The 23,648-nt window shown below is 70.9% G+C and carries 20 protein-coding genes; 6 read left to right on the top strand and 14 right to left on the bottom strand.

The features are described 5' to 3' along the window. Positions 1-14: 14 nt before the first annotated feature. From SM116_RS03770 to SM116_RS03800, 7 genes are all read right to left on the bottom strand, one after another. A complete protein-coding gene (locus tag SM116_RS03770) occupies positions 15-1,142 on the bottom strand; it encodes a serine hydrolase domain-containing protein (RefSeq protein ID WP_320943129.1) in 1,128 nt (375 codons plus the stop codon). After that, complete coding sequence (locus SM116_RS03775; protein WP_320943130.1) at positions 1,139-3,571, bottom strand: glycoside hydrolase family 3 protein; 2,433 nt, start codon at positions 3,569-3,571, stop codon at positions 1,139-1,141. The genes SM116_RS03770 and SM116_RS03775 overlap by 4 nt, the downstream gene beginning before the upstream one ends. Next, on the bottom strand, positions 3,568-4,989 hold the full coding sequence (locus SM116_RS03780; protein WP_320943131.1) for a GH1 family beta-glucosidase: 1,422 nt from the start codon (positions 4,987-4,989) through the stop codon (positions 3,568-3,570). The genes SM116_RS03775 and SM116_RS03780 overlap by 4 nt, the downstream gene beginning before the upstream one ends. Next, positions 4,986-5,831, bottom strand: a complete 846-nt coding sequence (locus SM116_RS03785; protein WP_320943132.1) for an ATP-binding cassette domain-containing protein — start codon at positions 5,829-5,831, stop codon at positions 4,986-4,988. The genes SM116_RS03780 and SM116_RS03785 overlap by 4 nt, the downstream gene beginning before the upstream one ends. Next, on the bottom strand, positions 5,828-7,723 hold the full coding sequence (locus tag SM116_RS03790) for a dipeptide/oligopeptide/nickel ABC transporter permease/ATP-binding protein (protein WP_320943133.1): 1,896 nt from the start codon (positions 7,721-7,723) through the stop codon (positions 5,828-5,830). Before SM116_RS03790 ends, SM116_RS03785 begins: the two co-directional genes overlap by 4 nt. Next, positions 7,720-8,661 (bottom strand): ABC transporter permease, encoded by a 942-nt coding sequence (locus tag SM116_RS03795; protein ID WP_320943134.1) that lies wholly within the window; start codon positions 8,659-8,661, stop codon positions 7,720-7,722. Before SM116_RS03795 ends, SM116_RS03790 begins: the two co-directional genes overlap by 4 nt. Positions 8,662-8,735: 74 nt before the next feature. After that, positions 8,736-10,250 carry an ABC transporter substrate-binding protein gene (locus SM116_RS03800; protein WP_320943135.1) on the bottom strand — a complete coding sequence of 505 codons (1,515 nt, stop codon included), beginning with the start codon at positions 10,248-10,250 and terminating at the stop codon, positions 8,736-8,738. Between the two features lie 193 nt (positions 10,251-10,443). On the opposite strand from SM116_RS03800, the gene SM116_RS03805 reads away from it, so the two are divergent. The 3 genes from SM116_RS03805 (at position 10,444) to SM116_RS03815 (ending at position 13,268) form a co-directional block, all read left to right on the top strand. Beyond that, the gene (locus SM116_RS03805) at positions 10,444-11,067 is read left to right on the top strand and encodes a TetR/AcrR family transcriptional regulator (RefSeq protein WP_320943136.1); all 624 of its coding nucleotides are present in this window, start codon (positions 10,444-10,446) and stop codon (positions 11,065-11,067) included. Between the two features lie 38 nt (positions 11,068-11,105). Beyond that, a complete protein-coding gene (locus tag SM116_RS03810) occupies positions 11,106-11,735 on the top strand; it encodes a PadR family transcriptional regulator (RefSeq protein ID WP_320943137.1) in 630 nt (209 codons plus the stop codon). A gap of 69 nt (positions 11,736-11,804) precedes the next feature. Further along, entirely contained in the window at positions 11,805-13,268 is a 1,464-nt protein-coding gene (locus tag SM116_RS03815) for a sulfatase family protein (protein WP_320943138.1), read from the top strand. On the opposite strand, the gene SM116_RS03820 is transcribed toward SM116_RS03815, so the two are convergent. The 7 genes from SM116_RS03820 to SM116_RS03850 are packed head-to-tail and all read right to left on the bottom strand — an operon-like array spanning position 13,219 to position 20,538. Then, positions 13,219-15,000: a D-apionate lactonase family protein gene (locus SM116_RS03820; protein WP_320943139.1), complete on the bottom strand. Its 1,782-nt coding sequence runs from the start codon at positions 14,998-15,000 to the stop codon at positions 13,219-13,221. The genes SM116_RS03815 and SM116_RS03820 overlap by 50 nt on opposite strands. A gap of 18 nt (positions 15,001-15,018) precedes the next feature. Then, the gene (locus tag SM116_RS03825) at positions 15,019-15,798 is read right to left on the bottom strand and encodes an SDR family NAD(P)-dependent oxidoreductase (protein ID WP_320943140.1); all 780 of its coding nucleotides are present in this window, start codon (positions 15,796-15,798) and stop codon (positions 15,019-15,021) included. A gap of 8 nt (positions 15,799-15,806) precedes the next feature. Further along, a complete protein-coding gene (locus SM116_RS03830; protein WP_320943141.1) occupies positions 15,807-16,703 on the bottom strand; it encodes a phosphogluconate dehydrogenase C-terminal domain-containing protein in 897 nt (298 codons plus the stop codon). Then, positions 16,700-17,494, bottom strand: a complete 795-nt coding sequence (locus SM116_RS03835; protein ID WP_320943142.1) for a sugar phosphate isomerase/epimerase family protein — start codon at positions 17,492-17,494, stop codon at positions 16,700-16,702. The genes SM116_RS03830 and SM116_RS03835 overlap by 4 nt, the downstream gene beginning before the upstream one ends. Further along, on the bottom strand, positions 17,491-18,315 hold the full coding sequence (locus tag SM116_RS03840; protein ID WP_320943143.1) for a triose-phosphate isomerase family protein: 825 nt from the start codon (positions 18,313-18,315) through the stop codon (positions 17,491-17,493). Before SM116_RS03840 ends, SM116_RS03835 begins: the two co-directional genes overlap by 4 nt. After that, positions 18,315-18,785 (bottom strand): ribose-5-phosphate isomerase, encoded by a 471-nt coding sequence (locus tag SM116_RS03845; protein ID WP_320943144.1) that lies wholly within the window; start codon positions 18,783-18,785, stop codon positions 18,315-18,317. Before SM116_RS03845 ends, SM116_RS03840 begins: the two co-directional genes overlap by 1 nt. Further along, positions 18,778-20,538, bottom strand: a complete 1,761-nt coding sequence (locus SM116_RS03850) for a dihydroxyacetone kinase family protein (RefSeq protein WP_320943145.1) — start codon at positions 20,536-20,538, stop codon at positions 18,778-18,780. The genes SM116_RS03845 and SM116_RS03850 overlap by 8 nt, the downstream gene beginning before the upstream one ends. A 173-nt stretch (positions 20,539-20,711) precedes the next feature. Here SM116_RS03850 and SM116_RS03855 point away from each other — a divergent pair, with 173 nt between their 5' ends. From SM116_RS03855 to lplAB, 3 genes are read left to right on the top strand one after another with little or no spacing between them, the layout of a single operon-like run. Then, entirely contained in the window at positions 20,712-21,491 is a 780-nt protein-coding gene (locus SM116_RS03855) for a FadR/GntR family transcriptional regulator (protein WP_320943146.1), read from the top strand. Positions 21,492-21,523: 32 nt separating this feature from the next. After that, positions 21,524-22,408 carry an alpha/beta fold hydrolase gene (locus SM116_RS03860; protein WP_320943147.1) on the top strand — a complete coding sequence of 295 codons (885 nt, stop codon included), beginning with the start codon at positions 21,524-21,526 and terminating at the stop codon, positions 22,406-22,408. 19 nt (positions 22,409-22,427) lie between these two features. Continuing rightward, positions 22,428-23,477 carry a lipoate-protein ligase LplAB gene (lplAB, locus tag SM116_RS03865; protein ID WP_320943148.1) on the top strand — a complete coding sequence of 350 codons (1,050 nt, stop codon included), beginning with the start codon at positions 22,428-22,430 and terminating at the stop codon, positions 23,475-23,477. The last annotated feature ends 171 nt before the right edge of the window (positions 23,478-23,648 follow it).

The raw sequence follows: 23,648 nt of genomic DNA on the forward strand, positions 1-23,648 counted from the left end.
CCTTTCGGGTCGATTCAGGAGGACAGGACGCGGCCCAGGTCGGCGGCGAGTGCGACGGCGCGCGGATCCGCACCGCCGGGCCACGGGCCCCGGGCGATCGTGTAGCCGAATGCCACGCCGGTGTCGGGGTCGACGCAGGCCAGCGCGCCGGCGGCGCCGTCGTGCCCGAAAGCACGCGGGCCGCCGAAGGCGAGCTGCTGCGACGGCTTCTGGAAGACGATCGAGTGCGCACGACCCTGCTGCCCGAGCACCTCGTCGTAGCCGCGCACCTGCTGCAGGCCGATCATCTCGACGGTGTCCGCGCTGAGGAAGGGCTCGGCGCCGTCCACGCCGGTGACCGCGGTCGCGAACATGCGGGCGAGGCCGCGCGCGGTCACGGTGCCGGAACCGGCGGGGTGCCCGAAACGCCAGCTGGCCTCATCGTTCGCGAGGTCGACCTGCGGACCCGCCATCCGCATCGCCGTGCCGATGAGACCGGACCACGGCGGCACGAGCGCGTCGGACACCGGGCGGACCATCGGCAGCACCGGCACACGGCGGTCATCGAGCTCGGGCGGCAGGCCGAGGTGCACGTCGAGGTCGTGCGGCGCGCGGATGTCCTCCTCGAACACCTCATGCAGCGTGCGACCCATGGCGCGGAAGACGAGCTCCGAGGCGAGATTGCCGATCGTCACGGCGTGGTAGCCGAACGCGCTCCCCGGCTGCCAGAGCGGACGGGATGCGGCGAGCCGCTCGGCCGCCGCGTGGTGGTCGAGGAGTTCGGCCCATGTCAACGCCGGCGTCGCCTGCGGGAGGCCCGCCTGGTGCGACAGCAGCTGCCGGACCGTCACGGCGGCCTTGCCCTTCGCCGCGAACTCGGGCCAGTAATCGGCGACCGGCGCGTCGAGGTCGAGCCGGCCCCGCTCCACGAGCAGGCCGATCGTCAGGCCGATGGTGTTCTTGGTGACCGAATACGGCACCATGAGCGACGTCTCGTCGAGGTGCGGGCCGCCCCACACATCGAGCACCGGACGGCCCTCGTGGTAGGCGGCGGCCTGGAAGGAGAGGTCGGGATCTGCCGCGAGGAATCCTTCGAGGCGGGCGACGAGCTCGCCGAGCCGGTCGTCCGCCCATCCCTTCAGGTTCCCCTCGAGGCCTGTCATGCGTCGATCGTCCAGTCGAGGCTCAGCGGCAGCTCGGCGACCGACGATCCGATGCGCAGGGCGTAGGTGCCGGGCTCGACGACCCAGCCGTCGTTCCAGTAGGCGAGGCGTCGCTCGGGCAGCGGTATCGTCGCGGTGACGGTCTCGCCCGCGCCGGCGGCGACGGTGGCGAAGCCGACGAGCCAGCGCTCGGGGCGCTCCACGGCGGAGCCCCCGGCCTCGGCGTAGACCTGCACGACCTGCTTGCCGGGACGGGCGCCGGTGTTGGCGAGGGTGACCTCGACGCTGTCGCCGTCGCGCTGGGCGACGCCCCACGACCACGTCGTGTAGCCCAGGCCGTGGCCGAACGGGAATGCCGGCGCCGCGTCGGACCGCAGCCACGCGCGGTAGCCGATGTGCAGACCCTCGGTGTAGCGCAGCACGCCGTCCGTCGGCGTGACGTCGGTGACGGGCACATCACCGAGCGCGGCCGGCCACGTCGTGGGCAGGCGCCCACCGGGTTCGGCGGCCCCGCTCAGGACGTCGGCGATCGCCGGCCCGAACTCCTGACCGCCGAAGTAGCCCTGCACGACCGCGGACACGTCGCCCGCCCATGGCAGCACGACGGGGGAGCCGGCGTTGACGACGACCACGGTGGGAGTGCCGGTCGCCGCGACGGCGCGGACGAGGTCGTCCTGGCGTCCGGGAAGGTCGAGGTCGGTGCGGTCGTAGCCCTCGGACTCGACCTTCGCGTTCGTGCCGACGACGACCACGGCGACCTCGGCCGCGGCGGCCGCCTCGACGGCGCGCGCGATGAGCGCGCCGGGGTCGGAGTCGTCGGGCGCTGTGCCGACCGTGACCGACAGCGCGCCCGCGAGCGCGCCCTCCTGCGCGAGCGTCAGCTCGGTGCGGATGCGCAGGGCGACACCCGCCTGGGTCTGCACCGCGGCGGTCAGTGACGGCGGATTCAGGAAGGCGGCGCCGAGGTCGGTGCCCTCCACGACCGGGGTGTCGTCGAGCAGGAGCTCGCCGTCCACGAAGAGGCGCCCGGGGTTGGCCCCGGCGAAGCCGAGGAGGACCTCGCCCGACTCCGCGGGAGTGAAGCAGCCGTCGATCTCCACGCGACGGCTCGCGGCGATCGGGGCATCGCCCCCGAACCAGACGAGCGCCGTCGAGCGGCGGTCCTCGGCGAAGATCTCGGCGCCCTCGGCGTCGAAGAAGGTCACTCGGACGCCGGGCTCGCCCGTCACCGGATTCGTGAGCTGGGCGAGCGGGATCTCGGCGACGCCCTCCTGGACGACGGCGCCGAGCTCGTATCGGACGTCCGCGACGGCGAAGAGCTGACGGATGCCGTCGAGCGGCGACGTGACGTGCTCCGGGATGACCGTCGCGCTGCCGCCGCCCTGGGTGCGGGCCTCGCGCGCATTGTGCCCGATGACGGCGACCCTGCGGAGGGATGCGGCATCCAGCGGCAGCACCCCGTCGTTCGCGAGCAGCACCGTGCCCGCGACGGCGGCCTCCCGTGCGAAGGCGGGGCCGTCGAGGGGTGCCGGCTCGAGCTGCTCCGCGCCGTCGAGGGCGCCCACGCGCTCGGCGAGGAGCAGGATGCGCAGCACCTTCCGGTCGAGATCCTCCTCCTGCACGCGGCCGTCGCGGACGGCAGCCACGAGGTCCGCCCAGGCCGGCGCCGGACCGGGCATCGCGAGGTCCTGGCCGGCGGGCACCGCGGCGAGCGAGCGGACGGCGGTCCAGTCGCTGACGACGACGCCGTCGAAGCCCCACTCGGTGTTCAGCGGCGTCTCCAGCAGGTCGTTCTCGGTCATCGTGACGCCGTCGACCGAGTTGTACGCGCTCATGATCGACCAGGCGCCGGCCTCGACCGCGCGCTCGAACGGCGCGAGGTAGAGCTCGCGCAGCGGGCGCTCGTCGACCTGCACGTCGACGGTGAAGCGGTCGGTCTCGGAGTCGTTCGCCACGTAGTGCTTCGGGGTCGCGGCGACGCCGTTGTCCTGCAGGCCGCGCACGTAGGCCGCGGCGAGCTCGGCGGTCAGCTCCGGGTCCTCGCTGAAGCACTCGAAGTGGCGACCGCCGAGGGGCGAACGGTGGAGGTTGATGGTCGGCCCGAGGACGACGTCGACGCCCTTGCGGCGGGCCTCGGATGCGGCGGCCGCGCCGTAGCGATACGCGAGGTCGACGTCCCACGAGGCGGCGAGGGCCGAGCCGGACGGCAGGTTGAGCGACGGCTCGCGCTCGTCCCACCGCGGGCCGCGGACGCCGGCGGGTCCGTCCGACAGCGTGATCGCCCGCAGTCCGATCTCGGGGAGAGGCACGGTGGTCCAGAAGTCGGCGCCCTGCACGAGCGCGGCCTTCTGCTCGAGCGTCAGCTTCGCGAGCAGCGGGACGAGGTGCGAGACGCTCGCCGGCTGGACGGAGGTCGCGGGGGTGGTCACGAGGAGGATCCTTCGGAGTCCGACGGGAGGGAGGAGACGAGGGCGCGGCTGTTCGCGCGGATGAGGTCGCGGTACCAGTACGCGCTGTCCTTGGGGATGCGCTGCTGGGTGCCGAAGTCGGTGTAGACGATGCCGAAGCGCTGCGAGTAGCCCCACGACCACTCGAAGTTGTCGAGGAACGACCACAGGAAGTACCCGCGCACATCGGCGCCCGCGGCACGCGCATCGGCGAGGGCCGCGGTATAGCCGGCCAGGTAGTGCACGCGCTCGGGGTCGTGCACCTCGCCGTCCGGCGTGACGTAGTCGGTGAAGGTCGCCCCGTTCTCGGTCACATGGAGCGGAAGGTCGGTGAACTCGCGCGCGAGGCGCTGCAGCACGGCACTCAGCGCCTCCGGGGTGTCCGACCACTCGAAGTTCGTCGGCGCCGGCTCGACCTGGATCATGCGGGCGCCGTTCCAGGCGTCCGGGTCCGCTGCGACGAGCGTGTTCGTGTAGTGGTTCACCCCGGCGAAGTCGCCGCGCGCCGAGATGAACGCGAGGTCGCCGTGTCGCACGAGTCCGTCGTCGGTCTCGGCCTCGGTGAGCCCCTGCGCGGCGAACACCGCCGCCACCTCTGCGCCGTAGGAGCCGTGATAGACCGGCTCGAGGAAGACGCGGTTGAAGCGCACGTCGAGACCGGTCGCGGCCCTCGCGTCCGCGTCCGACCCGCTCGCGGGTGCGAGGTTGCTCACGAGGTTCGTGATACCGACCTTCGCCCCGGGGCGCCGCTCCCGGAAGGCCCGGAGCGCGAGCCCGTGGCCGAGCAGGAGGTGATGCGCGGCGCGCACGGCCTCGGTGAGATCGGTGTGGCCGGGGGCCTGCATCCCCCACCAGTAGGAGAGGAAGGATGCGCACACCGGCTCGTTCACGGTGATCCAGTGCTCCGCGAGATCGCCGAGGGCGTCCGCGACGAGCGCGGCGTACGCGCCGAAAAGCTCGGCGGTGCGCCGCTCGGGCCACCCGCCGGCATCCTGCAGCGCGAGCGGGAGGTCCCAGTGATACAGGGTGACGTACGGCTCGATGCCGCGCTCGCGGCAGCCGGCCAGCAGGTCGCGGTAGAAGGCGACGCCCTCCGGGTTGAGCGGCCCCCGGCCCGTCGGCTGGAGGCGCGACCAGGACAGCGACAGCCGGTACGCGGGGATGCCCAGCTCGGCCATGAGGTCGAGGTCGGACTCCCAGCGGTGGTAGTGGTCGCACGTCACGTCGGCGGTCTCGGCATGGTGGATGGCGCCGGGCTGCGCCGTGAAGGCATCCCAGATGCTGGGCCCGCGTCCGCCCTCGGCGACGCCGCCCTCGATCTGGAAGGCCGCGGTCGCCACACCGAAGACGAAGTCGCCCGGAAGCTCCAGTCGGCGCGGGGAGAGGTCGCGCTCGCTCACGCGGCCTGCTCTCCGGCGGGCGCGTCCAGCAGAGCCCGGCGCGCGGCGCGACGCTCCTTCTGCTCGTCAGGGTCGGGCACGGGCGCGGCGAGGAACAGGCGCTGCGTGTAGGGATGCTGCGGGTGCGCGGTGACCTGGTCTCCGTCGCCCGTCTCCACGAGTTCGCCGTGGTACATCACCGCGACGCGGTGGCTGATGTGCCGGACGACCGCGAGGTCGTGCGAGATGAAGAGGTAGGCGACGCCGGTGCGCTCCTGGATCTCGATGAACAGGTCGAGCACGCGCGCCTGGGTGGACAGGTCGAGGGCCGAGACGGGCTCGTCGCACACGATGAGCTTCGGGTCGAGCGCCAGCGCCCGTGCGATCGCGATGCGCTGGCGCTGACCGCCGGAGAACTCGCGGGGCAGGCGCGTGGCCGCCCCGGTGGGCAGGCCCACGCGGTCGAGCAGGTCGCGCACCCGAGTCCTGGCGGCCTTGCTCGACACACCGCGGGCGGTGAGCGGCTCGGAGAGGATGCCCTCGATCGTCAGCGACGGGTTCAGCGACGAGTACGGATCCTGGAACACGACCTGGATCTCATCCGCCAGCGACCGGCGGTCGCGGCGCTTGAGGTGGCCGATCTCGCGGCCGTCGTAGCGGATGCTGCCGCCGGTGACCGGCGCGAGTCCGAGCACGGCGCGGCCGAGGGTGGTCTTGCCCGAGCCCGACTCGCCGACGAGACCCATGGTCTCGCCGGGCTTGATGTCGATCGAGACGCCCTTCAGGGCGCGGAACGGCGGGGTGCGGAATCCCTTGCCGGGGTATTCGACGACGAGGTCCTCGACCTCGAGGAGCGAGCTCATCGTGCGACTCCTTCGGTGACGCCGGCGGCGGTGGCGGCCGTGGCGGTGACCAGCGGACCGCGGGCGGGACCCTCGTCGAGGATCGCGTCCAGCAGCGACTGCGTGTACGGGTGGGACGGGTTCTTCAGGATGGTGCGCACCGGCCCGGATTCGACGAACAGGCCCTGCTGCATGACGGTGACCCGGTCGCACAGGTCGGCGACGACGCCGAAGTTGTGGGTCACGAGCAGCATGGCCATGCCGCGCTCGCGCTGCAGGTCGCGCAGGAGGTCGAGCACCTCGGCCTGGACCGTCACGTCGAGGGCCGTGGTGGGCTCGTCGGCGATGATCAGGTCCGGGTCGGTCGAGACCGCGCCGGCGATGAGCACGCGCTGGGCCATGCCGCCGGAGACCTCGAACGGGTAGGCGTCGAAGGTGCGCTTCGGATTCGGGATGCCGACGCGATCGAGCAGCGCGAGCGACCTGGCGGTCGCCTCCTTCGTGCTGAGCCCGAGGTTGAGGCGCAGCGGTTCGACCAGCTGCCTGCCGATCTTGAACGACGGGTCGAGGTTCGACATCGGCTCCTGCGGGATGTAGCCGATGCGCTTGCCGCGCACGCCGGCGTACACCCTGTCGGACGCGTTCTGCAGGGCCGTTCCCTCGTAGTCGATCGTGCCGCCGCTGACGCGTCCGCCCCGGGGCAGCAGACCGAGCACCGCGAAGGCGGTCTGCGTCTTGCCCGAGCCCGACTCGCCGATGAGGCCGTGGATCTCGCCCTTGCGGACGTCGAGCGACACGCCGTGCACGACCTCGAGGGTCGAGCCGTCGGACTGGTCGTATCCGACCGTGAGGTCGCGGACGGTCAGGACCGTCTGCTGCGGCACGGTGCCGGCTTCGTCGGGGTGCACGATCGTCTCGGCGATGACCGGCAGCTCTGTCGAGTCCTCGATCGGGCCGGCGTCCGCGCCGCTCGTCGCGATGGACGTGGTCACGGCGGCGACCGAGCCCGTCTGCGTGGTGACCGCGCGCCGGCGGCGCCGGCGGACGACGACCGTCCGCTCGAGCTCGTCGCGCATGGCGTTGGCGAGGAGCGTCAGCGCGATGCCGGTCAGTGCGATCGCCAGCGACGGCCAGATCATGTTCTGCGGCGCCTTGTACATGTTCTGGAACGCGTCGCCGAGCATCTGGCCCCATGTGGGGGTGGATGCGTCGCCGAGGCCCAGGAACTCGAGTCCGGACTGGATGGCGATCGCGATGCCCATGATGATGGCGGACTGGATGATGATCGGCGCGCGGACGACCGACAGGATGTGGCGGCCGATGATGCGCATGTCCGAGAGGCCCGACACGCGTGCCGCGTCGACGTACAGCTCGTTGCGCACGGCCGTGACCGCCGCGTACACGAGGCGGTAGTAGGCCGGTGCGAGCAGGAAGCCGAAGACGAGCATGGCGAGCCACACCGAGGGGCCGAGCACCGCACGGGCCGCGAGCAGGACGACCATGCCGGGCAGCGCCATGACGAGCGAGGTGATCCACGATGCGGTGCCGTCGAACCAGCCGCGGTAGTACCCCGCGATGAGGCCGGAGATGACGCCGATGACGAGCGAGGTCACAAGTGCGACGAGGGCGGCGAAGATGGTCACCTGAGTGGCCACGAGCAGGCGCGACAGGATGTCGAACCCGCTGCTGTCGGCACCGAGCGGATGCGCGGCGCTCGGCGGAGCGAGCACGAGCTGGAGCGAGGCCTTGTTGGGGTCGTGCGGGGCGATCCAGGGGCCGATGATCGCGATCAGCCCGACGAATGCCAGGAAGAGCAGCGAGATGAAGCCGAGCGGGCGCCGGTAGAGCCGCGTGAAGAGCGAGGCGCGGACAGGCGGCGTCGGGACGGTCTGGGGGACGTCGATGGCGGTCATGAGAGTCGCACCTTCGGGTTGAGGGCGGCCTGGGCGAGGTCGATCACGAGGTTCACGATGATGACGATGATCGCCGTGGCGACCACCACGCCCATCACCACGGGGATGTCGCCGGAGGTCGTCGCCTGGACGGTCAGCTGGCCGATGCCGGGCAGAGCGAACACCTGCTCGATGACCACGGCGCCGCCGATGAGGCCGACGAACGTGAGGGCGAGCACGGCGAGCGCGGGGCCGCCGGCGTTGCGGAGCACGTGCTTGTACACGACGCGGTTCGTGCTGAGGCCGCGGGCGCGCAGCGTCCGCACGTAGTCGCGGGACATGGCGTCGATCACGGATCCGCGGATCTGCGAGGCGACGGATGCGATGGCCCCGATGGCGAGGGCCGTGATGGGCAGCGTCACCGATGACAGCCAGCCCGTGACGGAGGTCGTGATCGGCACATAGCCGACGGCCTTGAACCAGTGGAGGTTGAGGGCGAAGGTCACGACGAGGAAGAGCGCGATGAGGAAGCCGGGGATGGCGAAGCCGACGACCGAGATGAACTGGACGGTTCCATCGACCCAGCCGCCGCGCCGCGCAGCGGCGACGCCCAGGACGACAGACAGGATCGCGGCGACGATGATGGCGCCGAGCACGATCGAGAGGGTGACGGCCAGGCGGCTCGAGACGCTCACGGCCACGAGCTGTCCCGTGGTCCACGACCGGCCGAGGTCGCCGCTCAGCGCGCCGGTCAGCCAGTCCCAGTACTGCACGAAGAGCGGGCGGTCGAGGCCGAGCTCGTGGGCCTTCTGCGCGACCGTCTGGGGCGTCGCGTTCGTGCCGAGCAGCTGGCGGGCGATGTTGCCGCCGCCGAGGTAGAGGAGGGTGAACGCGATCACCGTGATCGCGAGCACCATGAACGCGCCGGAGATGACACGGCGCACGATGAACATGAGCATTTCCGCTCCCGGGGTTCAGGGGATCCGGCCCGCCCGCCCCGGAAGGGCGGGACGGGCGGGCCGGGTGGCCGGTGTCAGGACTTCGGGACGAAGTTGTAGATGGCCGGGAAGGCGTTCGTGCTCATCATCGTGACGGATGTGCTGGCATCCGACGCGACGCTGCCCTGAACCCGGAAGAACGGAGCGAACCAGGCCTGCTGCACCACATAGGTGTTGAGGTCCTTGACCGCGCCCGTGTCGCCGTACTGGATCTTCTTGATCAGCGCGTTGGCGGTGTCGTCTCCGTAGTGGAACGGGTTCCACGTGGCGGTCGGCGAGAGCATGAACTGGATCAGCTGCCAGTCGGGGTTCTGCTCGAGGGCCATGAACGCGGCCGGGTACTTCGGCGCGAGCATCGCGGTGATGTAGTTCGTGCCGACGTCCGTGCCCTTGACGGTGATGCCGATGTCGGCGAGCTGCTGCGAGATCAGATTGAACGTGCTCGCACCCAGGAGCGACGTGGTCGGCATGTCGAGCGTGAAGCCGTTCGGGTAGCCGGCATCCGCCAGCAGCTTCTTGGCGCCGGCCGGGTCGTACTTGTAGGTGCTGTCGAGCGACTTGTCGAAGCCCGCCGACGTGGTCGGGAAGACCTGCTCGGTGACCGTGCCGTAGCCGCTGGCGACCGTCTTCAGCAGCGCCTTGCGGTCGAACGCCATGTTGATGGCCTGGCGCACCTTGACGTTGCCGAGCGCGGGGTTCATGGCGCCGCCGCGGTCGTAGAGCATGATGCCCTGGAAGTCGAGCTCGTTCTTGTTGATCGTCCAGCCGGCCGCCGTGATCTGGTCGAGCGCGTCGTTGTTCACGAGCTTGACCGCATTGGCCTCGCCCGCCTTGATGGCGTTCAGGGCGGCGGTCGGGTCGCTGTAGACGTTGATGACGAGCTTGTCGTAGTGCTGGAGGCTCTTGTCCCAGTAGCCCTTGTTCTTCGTGTACACGTACGAGGAGCCGGTGACGGTGTTCTTCGTGTCGAGCACGTAGGGGCCGGAGCCGACCGGGTTCGTCGCGATGTCGCCGGCGGTCAGCGACTTCTCGCTCGCCACGAGGCCGGCGTCGCGGGTCAGGTTGTTGAGCAGTGCGGGGTCGGGGGCGCCCAGTGTCAGGACGACGTCGTTGCCGTTCGCCTCGATGCTCTTGACGCCTGCGAGGTTCGACGCATCCGGCGACGTGCCCTTCTGGAAGCGCACGAGGTTGTCCTTGACGGTGGCCGCGTCGAGCTTGCTGCCGTCGGTGAACGTGACGCCGTCGCGGATCGTCAGGGTGAGCTGCGTCTTGTCGGCGTTGTAGGCGTACTTGGACGCGAGCATCGGCTCGACGGTGCCGTCCGGCTTCATCAGCAGGAGCGTGTCGAAGACGGCCTGGTAGTACGGCGAGGCGTTGCCCCACTGGGCGCCGGCCGGGTCGAAAGTCTGGGGCGCGACGATGGCGCCGAGGGTGAGCGTGCCGCCCGAGTTGCTCCCGGTCGAGCTGCCGCCGCTGCTGCCGGCGCATCCGGCGAGTGTGAGTGCGGCGGCCGCGAGGACGGCTGCTGCTGTGGCCTTCCAACGGAACATCCTTGGTCCCTTTCGGTCTGGCGATACCCCTGCGGATCGCTCTGTGGAAGGACCGTAACAGCAAAAACGAGTGAGTACTAGGTTTTCGGGCCAAAAAGCTAGTAACCGCTAGGTTTTTATTTTCGGAAGGTGCAGACTGCCTGCATCGGCGCGTCCACGAACGGGTGGATGCGAAGGGTACGGTGAGCTGAGGATGACCGAGACGGCGACGGGTGTGCGAAAGCGGCGGGGCCCGCGCGGCGAGTACGCGAAATCGAGCGCGACGCGCGAGGCGATCCTCGATGCTGCCCTCGAGGTGTTCGCCTCCGGCTACAACTCCGGGTCTCTGCGCGATATCGCCAACCGCGTCGGCATGAGCGAGGCCGGCCTCCTGCACCACTTCAAGAGCAAGAGCATCCTGCTCCAGGCCGTGCTCGATCTGCGCGACGAGCGGTCGCGCGATCTGGTCGACTTCGACGACGAGGATGCCGTCGAGCCGCTGCGCGGGCTCGTGGCGCTGGCGCGCCACAACTCGTCCGTGCCCGGTGTGGTCGAGCTCTACTGCACGCTGTCCGCCGAGTCCACGGCGCCGGAGCATCCCGCTCACGCGTACTTCCAGAGGCGCTACGTGTCGGTCCGCGAGAGCCTGACCGGCACCTTCGAGCGGCTCATCGCCGACGGCCGGCTGCTGCCCGGCATCTCTCCCGAGCGTGCGGCGATCGCCACGATCGCCCTGATGGACGGTCTCCAGGTGCAGTGGCTGCTCGACCGCGACGTCGTCGACATGGGCGACGCGCTGAAGGAGTTCTTCGACGGTCTCATCGTCGGGGGCATCTGAGCGCTACTATGTGAAAAGTCACGTAGAACGGTGGACTCATGCCCGACCTGAACCTGCTGGAGTCGGTCCTGCTGGGACTCCTGGTCCGCACGCCGGCGGCCGGTTACGACCTGCGCCGCTACCTCGAAGACCAGGGCCGCGTGTTCGGCTACACGCCGCAGTCCTCGCAGATCTACCGTCAGCTCGCGGCACTGGTCGACCGCGGCCTGCTCGAGTACGCGGTGGACACGGAGCGCGGCGGCCCCGATGCCAAGGTCTACACCCCGACCCCGGCCGGCGTCGCATCCTTCCTCGCGTGGGCGCAGGCGCCGTTCGAGCCGACCCCGCGCCCGATGGATGCGCATTTCCAACGTCATTTCGCGCTCGCCGGCGGACTCTCGCCGGTGCTGGCACTGCGCATCGTCGAGACGGAGCTCGCCTACCGGGTCGCGCAGGAGCGCGACTACGAACCTGTCGGGTTCCTGGCCGAGAGCGACTCCGCGACGGGCGCGCTCTTCGATCCGGACTGGGCTGCAGAGGCCCGGTTCCTGGGTGACGCGCGCGGCCACGCGCTGGCGGCGGTCCACATCTCGTGGCTCACGACGACCCGCCGCAGGCTCCTGCACGTGGTGGAGCGTACGGGCGCCGCGTGGCCCGACGAGCGGTGGGTCGCGGCATCCCGATCGTGAATGCTGTTGCACAACTAAGGTAAAAAGCATATAGTCGGCGAACGACAGACCCACAGTCAGGAGCCGCTCATGGCCGAGGCATCCCGCCGCCGTCCCAACATCGTCATGATCCTCACCGACGATCACGCCGCGCACTCGATCGGCGCGTACGGCTCCGTCGTCAACGAGACGCCGCGCATCGACGAGCTGGCCGATGCCGGCGTCCGCCTCGACCGCTGCTACGTCACCAACTCCCTGTGCTCACCGAGCCGTGCGTCGATCCTCACCGGCACGTACAGCCACGTGAACGGCGTCACGACGCTGTTCACGCCCATCGACGCGAGCCAGCCGACCTTCGTCTCGCAGCTGAAGGCGGCGGGCTATCGGACGGCGATCGTCGGCAAGTGGCACATGGGCGAGGACGGTCCCTCGAATCCGCAGGGCTTCGACTACTGGGACGTGCTCATCAACCAGGGGGAGTACTTCGACCCGCGATTCCTCTCGAAGGACGGCCTGCGCCACGTCGAGGGCTACGCCACGGACGTCATCACCGACCTCGCGTTGCACTGGGTCGAGACCCTCGACGGCGACGACCCGTGGTGCGTGCTCATCTGGCACAAGGCGCCGCACCGGTCGTGGGAGCCCGACGAGAAGCACCAGGACATGTACGCCGACCCGATCCCGGTGCCCGGCACGTTCTGGGACGACTACAGCACGCGCTCGGCATCCGCCCGCCGTGCGCTCATGCGGATCGTCGACTACCTCAACAAGGACGACCTGAAGGTCGACCCGCCCGAGGGCCTCTCGTACGAGGAGCTCGCCCTGTGGAAGTACCAGCGGTACATGCAGGACTACCTGCGGTGCGTGGCATCCGTCGACGACAACGTCGGGCGGGTGACCGACTGGCTCCGCGAGCGCGGCGAGTTCGACGACACGCTCGTCATGTACTCGTCCGATCAGGGGTTCTTCCTCGGCGAGCACGGCTGGTTCGACAAGCGCTTCATGTACGAGGAGTCGCTGCGGATGCCGCTCATCATGAGCTACCCGCGCGCCCTGCCCGCCGGCGCGGCGCACGAGGGGATCGTCACGAACGTCGACTTCGCGAAGACGATCCTGGATGCCGCGGGTGTCGAGGCGCATGAGCGGATGCAGGGGCGCAGCTTCCTCGGCGACCTCGTCGGCGAGCCCACGAGCCCGCCCGCGGAGGGCATGTATTACCGCTACTGGGAGAACGACGACTGGTTCCACAAGGCGCCGGCCCACTACGGCTACCGGGACGAGCGGTACAAGATCATCTTCTTCTACAACGCGAGCCTGGGCCTGCCCGGGGCCGGCTTCTTCGAGTACCCGCCGGAGTGGGAGCTGTACGACCTCGAGACCGATCCCGAGGAGCTGAACAACGTGTACTTCGACCCGGCGTACGCCGAGATCCGCGAGACCATGATGCAGAAGCTCGCGCGGGCGCAGGCCGAGGTCGGCGACGCGCCCTGGGAGGGTCAGCAGATCACCGACGACCAGCGCTGGGCGGTGCTGTCGCGGCTGACGGGGCGCTGACTCGGCCTCGGCGGATCCAGCCGCCGGGCGGGAGGGCGAAGGATGCCGATCCCCCCGGCGCGCGGACGTCGACGAGCCGCGGGGCCGCGTCGAGGTTGGCGACGAGCAGCGTCTGCGCGCCGTCCTCGGCGACGCCGCCGACGGCCCACAGAAGCCCGTCGGGGCTCGCGCCGTGCAGCAGGCGGGTGCCGCTCAGGGCGGCGAGGGCCGTGACGGCCGCGGCGACGGGCCGCGCGCTCCCGTCGGAGCGCCGGAGGCCGCGCGGACCCCACTCCTCGAAGAACGCGACGCTCGCGACGCCGGGCACAGCGAGGGCGGCGGCGCTCGCGATGGTCCACGCCGCGAGCTCCTCGGCATCCTGACGCTCGTCGTCGGCATCGAGCAGCTGCGGTCCGTAGCCCTCGCGCAGGTCGGCATGCCCCGGCATCGGTGGAGGCGTCGTGGCGACGTTGTTGAACCGTGGACGCAGGGTCACCGGGCCGATGTGGACGGGGCTCCCGCCTGCGCGGTCGACGGCCTGGGCCGCCACGATCCGCTGGATGGCGAGCGATTCGATGAGCTGCGCGGTGCTCGGGGTGTGGAACAGCGGCGTCACGCTGAAGACGATGCCGTCGAGGTCGTCGGGCAGGCGGTGACGCTCGCGGTTGAGCTCGGTGAAATGCGACCGCGCTCCGCCGACCACCGCCGCCGTCACGCCCGCCTCGGCGAGCGCCGTGCGCAGGGACGCGACAGCCGCGACATCCGACACATGGGGCGCCTCCCCGCCGGGCGTGAAGGCCGTGACGCGCGCGACGTCGCGTCCGCGCAGAGCCTGCGCACCCGCGATGAGGGCGGCCGGGTCGTCCTCCGCCAGCACGAACCGCACGTCGAGCGGCAGCCCTGCGGTCGCGCGGTCGAGCGCGGCGCGCCAGTTCGGCGTCGCGAGGTCGAGCTCGACGAGCACCGCCGAGCCCACGGCATCCGGCTGCGGCGCCGGATCCGGCGCCGTCGACGCCCCGACGACGATCTCGGGGAACGCTCCGCCCTCCTCCAGCACGACGACGTCGGCGGCGCGTCGACGGGGTGCGGATGCGGGCGACAGGCGCTCGGCGTGACGCGCCCGCACCTCGACCCACTGCTTCACGTGCGAGCCGGCGCCGAGCTCGTAAGGGAACGGCAGGTCGAGCGGACGGCTGTACGTCTTGAACGACGCGTCCGTCCAGTTGCGCTGGTCCTCCATCTCGAACACGTCCCCGGCGAACCGCACCGAGACGTCGAGTCCTGCGTGGCTCCAGTCGAGCTCCGCGATGTCGACGACGGGCTGGTGCGGGCTGATGTCGGCGGGGAAGCGGGTCGCCTCGTGCCGCCCGCCCGAGTGGCGCACCCGCAGCGCCTCCCCGGCGACGCCGGCGGGGTGCAGCACGACGAGCCCGGTGCGATTGGTCCAGAAGCTCTCGCCGACCACGAGGTCGAGACAGGCCGTGAGCCGGGAGTCGGCGGCGATGACACGGAGGGTGCCCGCGAGGTCTGCGCCGAGCCCCTCCGTGTGCACGCGCAGCCGGAGCTCGCCGTCACCCTCCTCGATGTCGTCGATCGCGAGCCGTGCCGTGTCCCAGTTGCGGTCGCGGACGACGGCGCGCACCGAGCGGAGCGCGATGCGGTCCTCGAACGCGATGTCGGCGAGCTCGTCGTCACGCAGCTCGAGCGACCACGCTCCGCTGCGCCACTCCCGCCCCGCTGTCTTCCAGATCATGCCGGCCGCCGGCTCATGTCAGAGGGTGGTCATCCCGCCGTCGACGCAGAAGAGCGCGCCTGTGGCGAACGCCCCGTCGTCGCTGGCGAGGTAGACCATGATGCCCGCGACGTCGTCGGGGGTTCCGGCACGGCCGATCGGGATGCGGCCGATGATGGCGGCGCGCGACTCGGGATCCTCGCTGATCGCCGCCACGAGCGGGGTCTCGGTGTACGCCGGCTGCACGGTGTTGACCCGGATGTTCTTGTCGGCGTAGGCGGCGGCGACGGTGCGTCCGAGCCCGTGGATGCCGGCCTTCGACGCGCTGTAGGCGGTGAAGTCCTTGCCCTCGCCGTTCACCCCGGTCGGGCTGCCGGTGAGGATGATCGACCCGCCGCCCGGGCGCGACGCCGCCCCCTCGCCGCCGCGGAGCATCGAGCGCACTGCATGCTTGACCGTCAGGAACGTACCGGTCAGGTTGACGTCGATCGTGCGGCGCCAGACCTCGAGGTCGAGGTCGGCCGCCGGCGCGTCCTGGCCGAACAGCTGCACCCCGGCGTTCGCCACGACGACGTCGGGCGCCCAGCCGTCGGCCTCGATCTCGGCGAACGCCGCAGCGACCGCGTCCTCATCGGAGATGTCCATCGTCACCGCCCGGGCGGCGGCGCCGATCTCGGCGGCCGCCTGCGCCGCGCCCGCGCCGTTGCGGTCGGCGAGGATGACACGCGCACCCTCCCGCGCGAACCTCTTGGCGACCGCGAGCCCGATCCCCAGCGCCGCGCCCGTGATCAGCGCGGTCTTGCCCTCCAGCTGTCCCATGTCGGTCCTCAGCGCTCGATGTGGTCGAGGTGGAGCATCCGCGCGAGGTTCTTGTCGAGCTCGTCGTCGCGGAAGATCTTCTTCCAGTCGTCTTTGATGATGCTCTCGCGACCGTAGTCCATCGCGATGAGGCACGCATCGGAGAACGGGTTGTCACCGCGCAGCCCGTTGGCCAGCGCCACCTGCGTGTGGCCGTACAGCATGCTGCGCGCCGCCGCTTCGGGCACGCCCATGGTGCTCACAGCCTCGCTGAGCGCTTCGTTGAGCAGCGCGCCGATCATGCACGCGACGGTCTCGACGAGCGTCGGCTCGAGCTGGGCGAGCTGCTTGATGGTCACGTAGTGGACGTCGAGCACGGGGGCGTAGATCGCGCGGACCGTGGCGTCGAGGATGTGCTTCTTGGCCGGGTCGTCGGACTCGATCGCGGCGATCGCATCTTGCGGTGCGGCGATGCCCCCGAACGTGTCGGCGTACTCCTCGGGAGTCGTGCGCTGCAGGAAGATCGATGGGTGGCACGGGTGCGCCACCGCGCGGATGACGTCCTCCCGGTCGGTGAGCAGGCCCGCGTACGCGGCCGCCGGGTCGAGCGTGAGCGCGATCGCGCCGGACTTCATCTGCGGCACGAGGTCGGCGGTGACCGACTGCAGCGCGAGGTCCGGCACTGCGAAGACGACGATGTCGGCGCCGGCCACGGCTGCCGCCGCATCCGTCAGTCCACGGCCCGCGTCGAGCGTGCGCTCGCGGCCGGCCGGCGAGTTCTCGACGTACGCGACCGTGTGGTCGGTCCCCGCGAGGTTGTCGGAGACGCGCATCCCCATCTTGCCGCCGGCGCCGATGACGGCGATCCGGTAGCGTCCTGCCACCCCGGTCCCTGAGCTCGTCGAAGGGTCGGTCGTCATCGTCATGTCGTGCTCCTCAGGTATTCGAGAGTGGTGCGGGTCCAGTCCCGCTCGGTTCGGATGGTGGTCTCGGGGTCGCCCTGCCAGCTCAGCCAGTGCTCGACGACCTCGTCGATCTCGCGCTCGCGCGGGCGGACGGTGCTCAGCAGATGCGGGTAGTCGTGCAGGCCGGTGCCCATCGGGGCGCCGCCGTAGGTGAAGCCGACCCAGCCGGGCCGGCGGGCGAAGGCGAAGTCCTTCACATGGACGTTCTTCACGTACGCAGCGGTGGCCTCGACGCAGTCGCGCGGCCGCTCGAGTTCGGCGACGACGTTGGCCGGATCGAGGCAGACGCCGAGATGCTCGCTGCCGATGCGCTCGACGAAGGCGACGAGGTCGGCAGTCGCGACCTGCTCGTAGGTCTCGAGGGCGAGGGTGACACCGGATGCCTCGTACGCCGGCAGCGCTGCGCGCACCCAGACGTCCGCCTGGGCGTGGGAGGGCCGCGAGTCCGGCCCGTGCAGCATGCTCCGCACGAGCGTCGCACCGAAGACGCCGGCGAGGTCGAGGAACCGCCCGAGCCGCTCGGGCTCGAGGCCCTTCGTGCCGAGCTGGATGCGGAGGCCGAGGTCGCGCGCGGCGGCCGCGGCGTCCTCGAGCTCGGCGGCGCTCACCGTCTCGAGGGGCGCGTAGTCGCAGATCTGGAACAGCTCGACGCCGAGCTCCCTCGTCGCCTCGAAGGCGCCCACGAGCGAGAGCGGCTCGGGAACGAGGTCCGAGTGCTGCCAGAAGAACGCGTACGTGCCGAGCCCGATCATGCGCGGCTCTCCTGCACGCGTTTCGTCGCGTCGCTGCGCTCTTCGCTCGACGACCGGGAAGATCCGGGCTCGCGCGCAACAGCCTCGGCCTCATCGAGCACCGAGAGCAAGGCCTCGACGTCGTGCGCGGAGCGGCCGAGGAACAGCCCATCCACCGCCTCCCCGAGTTCCGCGAGCAGACCCGGACCCGCCGAACCGCCGTAGATCACGACGCTGCTCGCACGATCCGGCAGAGCCAGAGTCGCGCGCACAGCCCGCGCGACGGCGACGATGTGCTCGACGGGCGCCGGCGCCGGCGCTCCGATCGCCCACACCGGCTCGTACGCGACGATGATCGGCCCGGCCGGCGCGTCGGCGAGGTCCGCCTCGAGCTGCGCGACCGTCGCGGCCGCGGCATCCGTCGGCGCCAGAGGCTCGGACTCGCCCACGCACAGCACCGGAGTCACCCCGTGCCGCAGAGCCATCGCCGTCTTGGCCGCGATGACCTCGTCGGTCTCGCCGAACAGCCGCCGCCGCTCCGCGTGCCCGATCTCGGCGACGGCGACGCCGACCTCGGCGAGCTCGGGTGCCGTCACCTCGCCGGTGTAGGCGCCGGGTTCGTACTCCGACACATCCTGCGCGCCGACGAGCACCGCCGTGCCCGCGAACGCCTCGAGCGCCGCGGGGATCTGCAGGTAGGTGGGGATGACGAAGAACCGCACGGCTCCCGAGGCCACGGCCGGGTGCGCGGCGGCGCGACGGGCGACGTCGAGGAACCACGCCGCCGCGCGCTCGTGCCCGAAGTACGTCTTCAGGCTCACGCCGACCGTGACCTGGGGCATCAGCAGGAGCCTGTGGTCTCGTACTCGTCGATGACGGCCACCTTCTGTGCCGAGGCCGACGAGGTGTCGAAGCGGTAGGTGAGCCACTCGCGCACGAGGCGGCGGGCGAGCTCGATGCCCACGACGCGCTGGCCCATCGTGAGCACCTGGGCGTTGTTCGACACCACGCCGCGCTCGACGGAGAACGAGTCGTGCGCGGTGACGGCGCGGATGCCGGGCACCTTGTTCGCCGCGATCGCGACGCCGAGACCGGTGCCGCAGATGAGCAGCGCGCGGTCGGCGTCGCCGCCGGCGACGCGCTGCGCGGCCTCGATGGCGACCTTCGGGTAGGGCGTGTGACCGTCCGCGTCCACGCCCACGTCGACGACGGATGCGACGCCGGGATCGCCCTCGAGGTCGCGCTTGAGGATCTCCTTGTAGTCGAATCCGGCGTCGTCGGCGCCGATGACGATGCGCAGGGCGTCAGCCATGTGCGTGCTCCTTCTGTGAGGCGGAGGCTGCGAGCGTCTCGCCCACAGCGGTCGCGATGAGCGCGAGCGAGATCGCGCCCGGGTCGGGAGTGCCCACGCTGTTCTGGCCGTGCGTGCGGGCACGGCCCATACGGGGCAGGAGGTCTGCGGTGGCGGCGGCCGCGCGGGTCGCCGCATCGGCCGCCGTGCGCCAGGCGTCGACGAGTCCGGCGCCCGCCTCGATCGCCCGGGTGAGCGTCGCGCTGAACGGCACGAGCGCATCCACGAGGGTCTTGTCGCCGACCTCGGCCTTGCCGTAGTCGGTGACGCCGCGGGAGGCGGCCGCCACGCCCGCGGCCACCGACGCGGCGTCGGGACGGCCCTGGTCGCCGAGCCTGCTCGCGACCGCGGCGAGGATGACGCCCCACAGCGCCCCCGAGGTGCCGCCGGCCTTGTCGCTCCACGCATCCGCCGCCCGTTCGAGAGTGGTCTGCGCGCCCGCTCCCGCCTCCACCGCGGCGATCGCGGCAGCCAGGGCGGCGTGCGATCCACGCTGCATGCCGATGCCGTGGTCGCCGTCGCCGGCGACCGCGTCGATCCGGCCGAGCTCCTCCACGTGCTCGTCGACGGTGTCCACGAGCGTGTGCACCGCGGCGAGCACGGTCTGCGCGACGGACCGCGAGGCCTCGTCGCCCGGCTCGACGGTCTCGACGACGGATGCGATGGCAGCGGCATCCGCGCGCTCCTGGGGAGCGACGGACCCGCGGCGGTAGGCGGGGGTGTCCACGGCGGTCTGCCACAGCGTCTCGAGCTCGTCGTCCTCTTCCGCACTCCCGAGCCAGAACAGGGTGAGCGAGACGCCGGCCATGTCGAAGCTCGTGCAGTACTCGCCGACGTGAGGGTCGACGATGTCGATCCCGGCGTCCGTCAGCAGCTGCGCCACGCGGCGGTAGACGACGAAGAGCTCCTCGTACTTCAGCGAGCCGAGACCGTTGAGCACCGGCACGACCCGGGCGGCTTCGACCTCGATCCCGTCCGGCACCTCCGTGAGCAGCTTCTGCACGAGCAGCTCGGCGAGGCCGTCGGCGGAGGGGATGTCGCTCTCGGCGATGCCGGGCTCCCCATGGATGCCGAGCCCGATCGCCATCCGTCCCTCGGGTACCGAGAACAGCGGCTGCGCGGCGCCCGGCAGTGTGCAGCCGGTGAAGGCGACGCCGAACGACCGGGTGCGCTCATTGGCGAGCCGGCCGATCCGGGCGACCTCGCCGAGGTCGTACCCGGCCTCGGCGGCCGCGGCGACGGCACGGAACACGGTGAGGTCGCCGGCGATGCCGCGGCGCTTGTGCTTCTCGTCCCGGGTCGCGCTGAAGACGTCGTCGGTGACGGTGACCGTCTCGCACGCGACGCCCTCGGCCCTCAGGCGCTCCTGCGCCGCGTCGAAGTTCAGCACGTCGCCGGCGTAGTTGCCGTAGGTGAAGAAGACGCCGCCGCCGTTGTCCGCGGCCTTCGCGACCGCGTAGACCTGCTGGGCCGACGGTGAGGCGAAGAGGTTGCCCATGGCCGCGGCGTGTGCGAGCCCCGGGCCGACGAGTCCGCCGAACGCGGGGTAGTGGCCGGAGCCGCCTCCGATGACGATCGCGACCTGCCCCGCGGGGGAGGTCGTCGACCGCGCGACGCCGCCCGGCACCCGGCGCACGTACCGCTCGTTCGCGGCGACGAATCCGTCGATCATCTCGTCGGCGAAGTCCGCCGGCTCATTCCAGAGCCGGGTCATCGGATGCCGCCGCTCGGGGTTTCGGCGGGGTGTGCGGTGCGGTCCACGGTGACTCCTGATGCTTCGGCGCGAGAGTGTCGCTCGTCCGATTCTGGCAAACCGGTTGACCAAATGCAATAACCGGTTGACCAGAATCTCTCCCTGTGCGGCGGATGCACGGCTACCCTGTTCGCATGCCCGCCTACCCCGACGACCGCTCGGCCGAGATCACGGCCGCCCTCGGCGCGCTGCCCTCCGGCACGCCGGTGTCCGAGGTGGCGCGTCGTCTCATGGACCTCTTCACGAGCGGCGAGCTCGATCCGGGCACCCGGCTTCCCCCCGAGCGTCAGCTCGCCGCGACCCTGGGCGTCGGCCGCTCCGCCGTCCGCGAGGCTCTCGCTGCGCTCGAGATCCTGGGCATCGTCGACGTGCGACCCGGCTCGGGCACCTACCTGCGCGGCACGGCGAGCGAGCTCCTGCCCCAGACGCTGCGCTGGGGCCTGCTGATCGGGCAGAAGAACACGGCGGAGCTGCTGGAGCTGCGCTCCGGACTCGAGATCTACGTCGCGCGGCTCGCGGCGGGCCGGGCGGCGGCATCCGATCTGCGCGCGCTGTCCGCCTCACTCGAGCGGATGCGGGCCACCGCTGCGGAGCTGAAGGCCTTCGCCCGTGCCGACCTCGACTTCCACAATGCGCTCGCGGTCGCGGCCGGCAACGACACCCTCGTCGACCTGCTGCACGTCGTGCGGTCGCTGCTGCAGGTATACGCGGACCGCGCGGTGCACGACGAGCTCGAGGCGCGCACCGCGATCGCCGAGCACGCGACGGTCTTCGACGCCGTTCAGAGCGGCAACGAGGATGCCGCCGCCTCGGCGATGGCGGTGCACATGGCGACCGCATCCTCCCGTCTGGCCGCCGCATCCGGCGCCTCCGAGGTCCCGGCGTCCGAGCCGGTGCCCACGGTGGGCGCTTAGGCGACGAAGGGCGCAGCCGATACGCTGACCCCATGCCCACCTCCGGCGATGCAGGTCCGCTGGCCGTCGAACGCTCGTTCACCGATGCGCACGACATCCAGATCGTCTTCGATGCATATGCCCCGCAGACCACCGCGCGCGGGGTCGTCCAGCTGCTGCACGGAGTGGGGGAGCACGCCCGCCGCTATGCGGCCCTCATCTCCGCACTGACAGCGGCCGGCTTCGCCGTCTACGCCGACGATCATCGCGGCCACGGCCGCACCGGCATGGGCCACCACGGCGAGGCCGCCAAGCTGGGGCAGCTCGGCCCCGGCGGCCATCGCGCCGCCGTCGACGCGGTGTGGCTGTTCACGCAGCTGATCGCCGCCGAGAACACCGGGCTGCCGCTCATCCTCCTCGGGCACTCGTGGGGATCGTTCCTCGCGCAGAAGCTCGTCAACGCGCACCCGGACGCCTATGACGGACTCATCCTGTCCGGGTCGTCCCTTCTGTGGCCCGGCGCCCTGAACGCGGGCGATCTCAACAAGCCCTGGCGGGGGAAGGATGCCACGGGCCTGGAATGGCTCGCGACCGACCCGGCCGTTGCCGCCGAGTTCGCCGCCGATCCGCTCACGACCGACAAGCCGCTCGCCCAGCTCTTCGGCATCGTCGAGGCCGCGCGCCTGTACGGCAAGCCTCGCAAGAACCTCGGCCGTGACATCCCGACACTCCTCATGGTGGGCGGCGAGGACACGGTGGGAGGCCCGCGCAGCGTGCATATGCTCGCCGATGCATACCGCTCGCGCTCCGGCTTCAGGGATGTGACGACCCTCGTCTACCCCGGTGACCGGCACGAGATCTTCAACGAGAAGGACCAGGCCGAGGTGCGCGCCGACCTTCTGGCATGGCTCGACAAGCACTACCCCTCGCGCGACTGACGACCCGTACGCTGGGATGATGCACGGCGAATACAAGGTCCCCGGCGGAAAGCTCGTCGTCGTCGACCTGGAGGTCCGCGACGGTCGCATCACGGAGTTCCGTCTCGCGGGCGACTTCTTCCTCGAGCCCGACGATGCGCTGGCCGACATCGACGCGGCGGTCAACGGACTTCCGGCGGAGACGGATGCGGCGGCCATCGCCGCTGCGGTCCGCGCCGCGCTGCCGGAGGGAGCGCAGCTGCTGGGATTCACTCCGGAATCCGTCGGCACCGCCGTACGCCGGGCACTGGTCACAGCGCCGGGCTGGCGGGACTTCTCGTGGGAGGTGGTGCACGACAGGCCCGTGTCGCCGCGCATGAACCTCGCCCTGGACGAGGTGCTCACGACCCGCGTCGGCGATGGGCGCCGCAATCCCACGCTGCGGCTGTGGGAGTGGAACGAGTCCGCTGTGGTGATCGGCTCGTTCCAGTCGGTGAAGAACGAAGTCGACCCTGAGGGGGCGAAGCGGCACGGATTCGACGTCGTGCGCCGCATCTCGGGTGGCGGCGCGATGATGATGGCGGCGAACTCGATCGTGACCTACTCGCTGTACGTGCCGGCATCCCTCGTCGCGGGCATGACGTTCGCCGACTCGTACGCGTTCCTCGACGACTGGGTGCTGCAGGCCCTGCGCGCCCTCGGCATCGACGCCGTCTATCAGCCGCTCAACGACATCGCGGGACCCTCCGGCAAGATCGGCGGCGCCGCCCAGAAGCGCCTCGCCAACGGCGGAGTGCTCCACCACGCGACCTTGAGCTACGACATGGACGGCCAGGTCATGACCGAGGTGCTGCGCATCGGCCGCGAGAAGCTCAGCGACAAGGGCACCGTCTCCGCCGCGAAGCGCGTCGACCCTCTCCGGAGCCAGACCGGACTGCCTCGCGAGGCCATCATCGCGACCTTCATCGACACGTTCTCGAACCTCTACGGCGCCGTGCCCGGATCGATCACCGAAGAGGAATATGCCGAGGCCGAGGCCCTGGTCGCCTCGAAGTTCGCCACGGATGCGTGGCTGAACCGCGTCCCGTGACGGATCTGTTCGCGGTCCCCGAGCCTGTCGAGGTCACCGAGCCTGTCGAGGTCACCGAGCCTGTCGAGGTCACCGAGCCCGTCGAGGTAACCGAGCCCGTCGAGGTCACCGAGCTCGTCGAGGTGTCGCCCCCCGCGGTCGGTCGAATCGCGATCCATCAGGGCGACAACC

The sequence above is a fragment of the Microbacterium rhizosphaerae genome (genome assembly GCF_034120055.1).
GTDB classification, from domain to species: domain Bacteria; phylum Actinomycetota; class Actinomycetes; order Actinomycetales; family Microbacteriaceae; genus Microbacterium; species Microbacterium rhizosphaerae.

What these genes read in the sequence shown, in the direction of transcription:
- SM116_RS03770 (WP_320943129.1), bottom strand. Translation starts at nt 1,142, where the DNA reads ATGACAGGCCTCGAGGGGAACCTGAAGGGATGGGCGGACGACCGGCTC.
- SM116_RS03785 (WP_320943132.1), bottom strand. Translation starts at nt 5,831, where the DNA reads ATGAGCTCGCTCCTCGAGGTCGAGGACCTCGTCGTCGAATACCCCGGC.
- SM116_RS03790 (WP_320943133.1), bottom strand. Translation starts at nt 7,723, where the DNA reads ATGACCGCCATCGACGTCCCCCAGACCGTCCCGACGCCGCCTGTCCGC.
- SM116_RS03795 (WP_320943134.1), bottom strand. Translation starts at nt 8,661, where the DNA reads ATGCTCATGTTCATCGTGCGCCGTGTCATCTCCGGCGCGTTCATGGTG.
- SM116_RS03800 (WP_320943135.1), bottom strand. Translation starts at nt 10,250, where the DNA reads ATGTTCCGTTGGAAGGCCACAGCAGCAGCCGTCCTCGCGGCCGCCGCA.
- SM116_RS03805 (WP_320943136.1), top strand. Translation starts at nt 10,444, where the DNA reads ATGACCGAGACGGCGACGGGTGTGCGAAAGCGGCGGGGCCCGCGCGGC.
- SM116_RS03810 (WP_320943137.1), top strand. Translation starts at nt 11,106, where the DNA reads ATGCCCGACCTGAACCTGCTGGAGTCGGTCCTGCTGGGACTCCTGGTC.
- SM116_RS03815 (WP_320943138.1), top strand. Translation starts at nt 11,805, where the DNA reads ATGGCCGAGGCATCCCGCCGCCGTCCCAACATCGTCATGATCCTCACC.
- SM116_RS03820 (WP_320943139.1), bottom strand. Translation starts at nt 15,000, where the DNA reads ATGATCTGGAAGACAGCGGGGCGGGAGTGGCGCAGCGGAGCGTGGTCG.
- SM116_RS03825 (WP_320943140.1), bottom strand. Translation starts at nt 15,798, where the DNA reads ATGGGACAGCTGGAGGGCAAGACCGCGCTGATCACGGGCGCGGCGCTG.
- SM116_RS03830 (WP_320943141.1), bottom strand. Translation starts at nt 16,703, where the DNA reads ATGACGATGACGACCGACCCTTCGACGAGCTCAGGGACCGGGGTGGCA.
- SM116_RS03835 (WP_320943142.1), bottom strand. Translation starts at nt 17,494, where the DNA reads ATGATCGGGCTCGGCACGTACGCGTTCTTCTGGCAGCACTCGGACCTC.
- SM116_RS03840 (WP_320943143.1), bottom strand. Translation starts at nt 18,315, where the DNA reads ATGCCCCAGGTCACGGTCGGCGTGAGCCTGAAGACGTACTTCGGGCAC.
- SM116_RS03845 (WP_320943144.1), bottom strand. Translation starts at nt 18,785, where the DNA reads ATGGCTGACGCCCTGCGCATCGTCATCGGCGCCGACGACGCCGGATTC.
- SM116_RS03850 (WP_320943145.1), bottom strand. Translation starts at nt 20,538, where the DNA reads ATGACCCGGCTCTGGAATGAGCCGGCGGACTTCGCCGACGAGATGATC.
- SM116_RS03855 (WP_320943146.1), top strand. Translation starts at nt 20,712, where the DNA reads ATGCCCGCCTACCCCGACGACCGCTCGGCCGAGATCACGGCCGCCCTC.
- SM116_RS03860 (WP_320943147.1), top strand. Translation starts at nt 21,524, where the DNA reads ATGCCCACCTCCGGCGATGCAGGTCCGCTGGCCGTCGAACGCTCGTTC.
- lplAB (WP_320943148.1), top strand. Translation starts at nt 22,428, where the DNA reads ATGCACGGCGAATACAAGGTCCCCGGCGGAAAGCTCGTCGTCGTCGAC.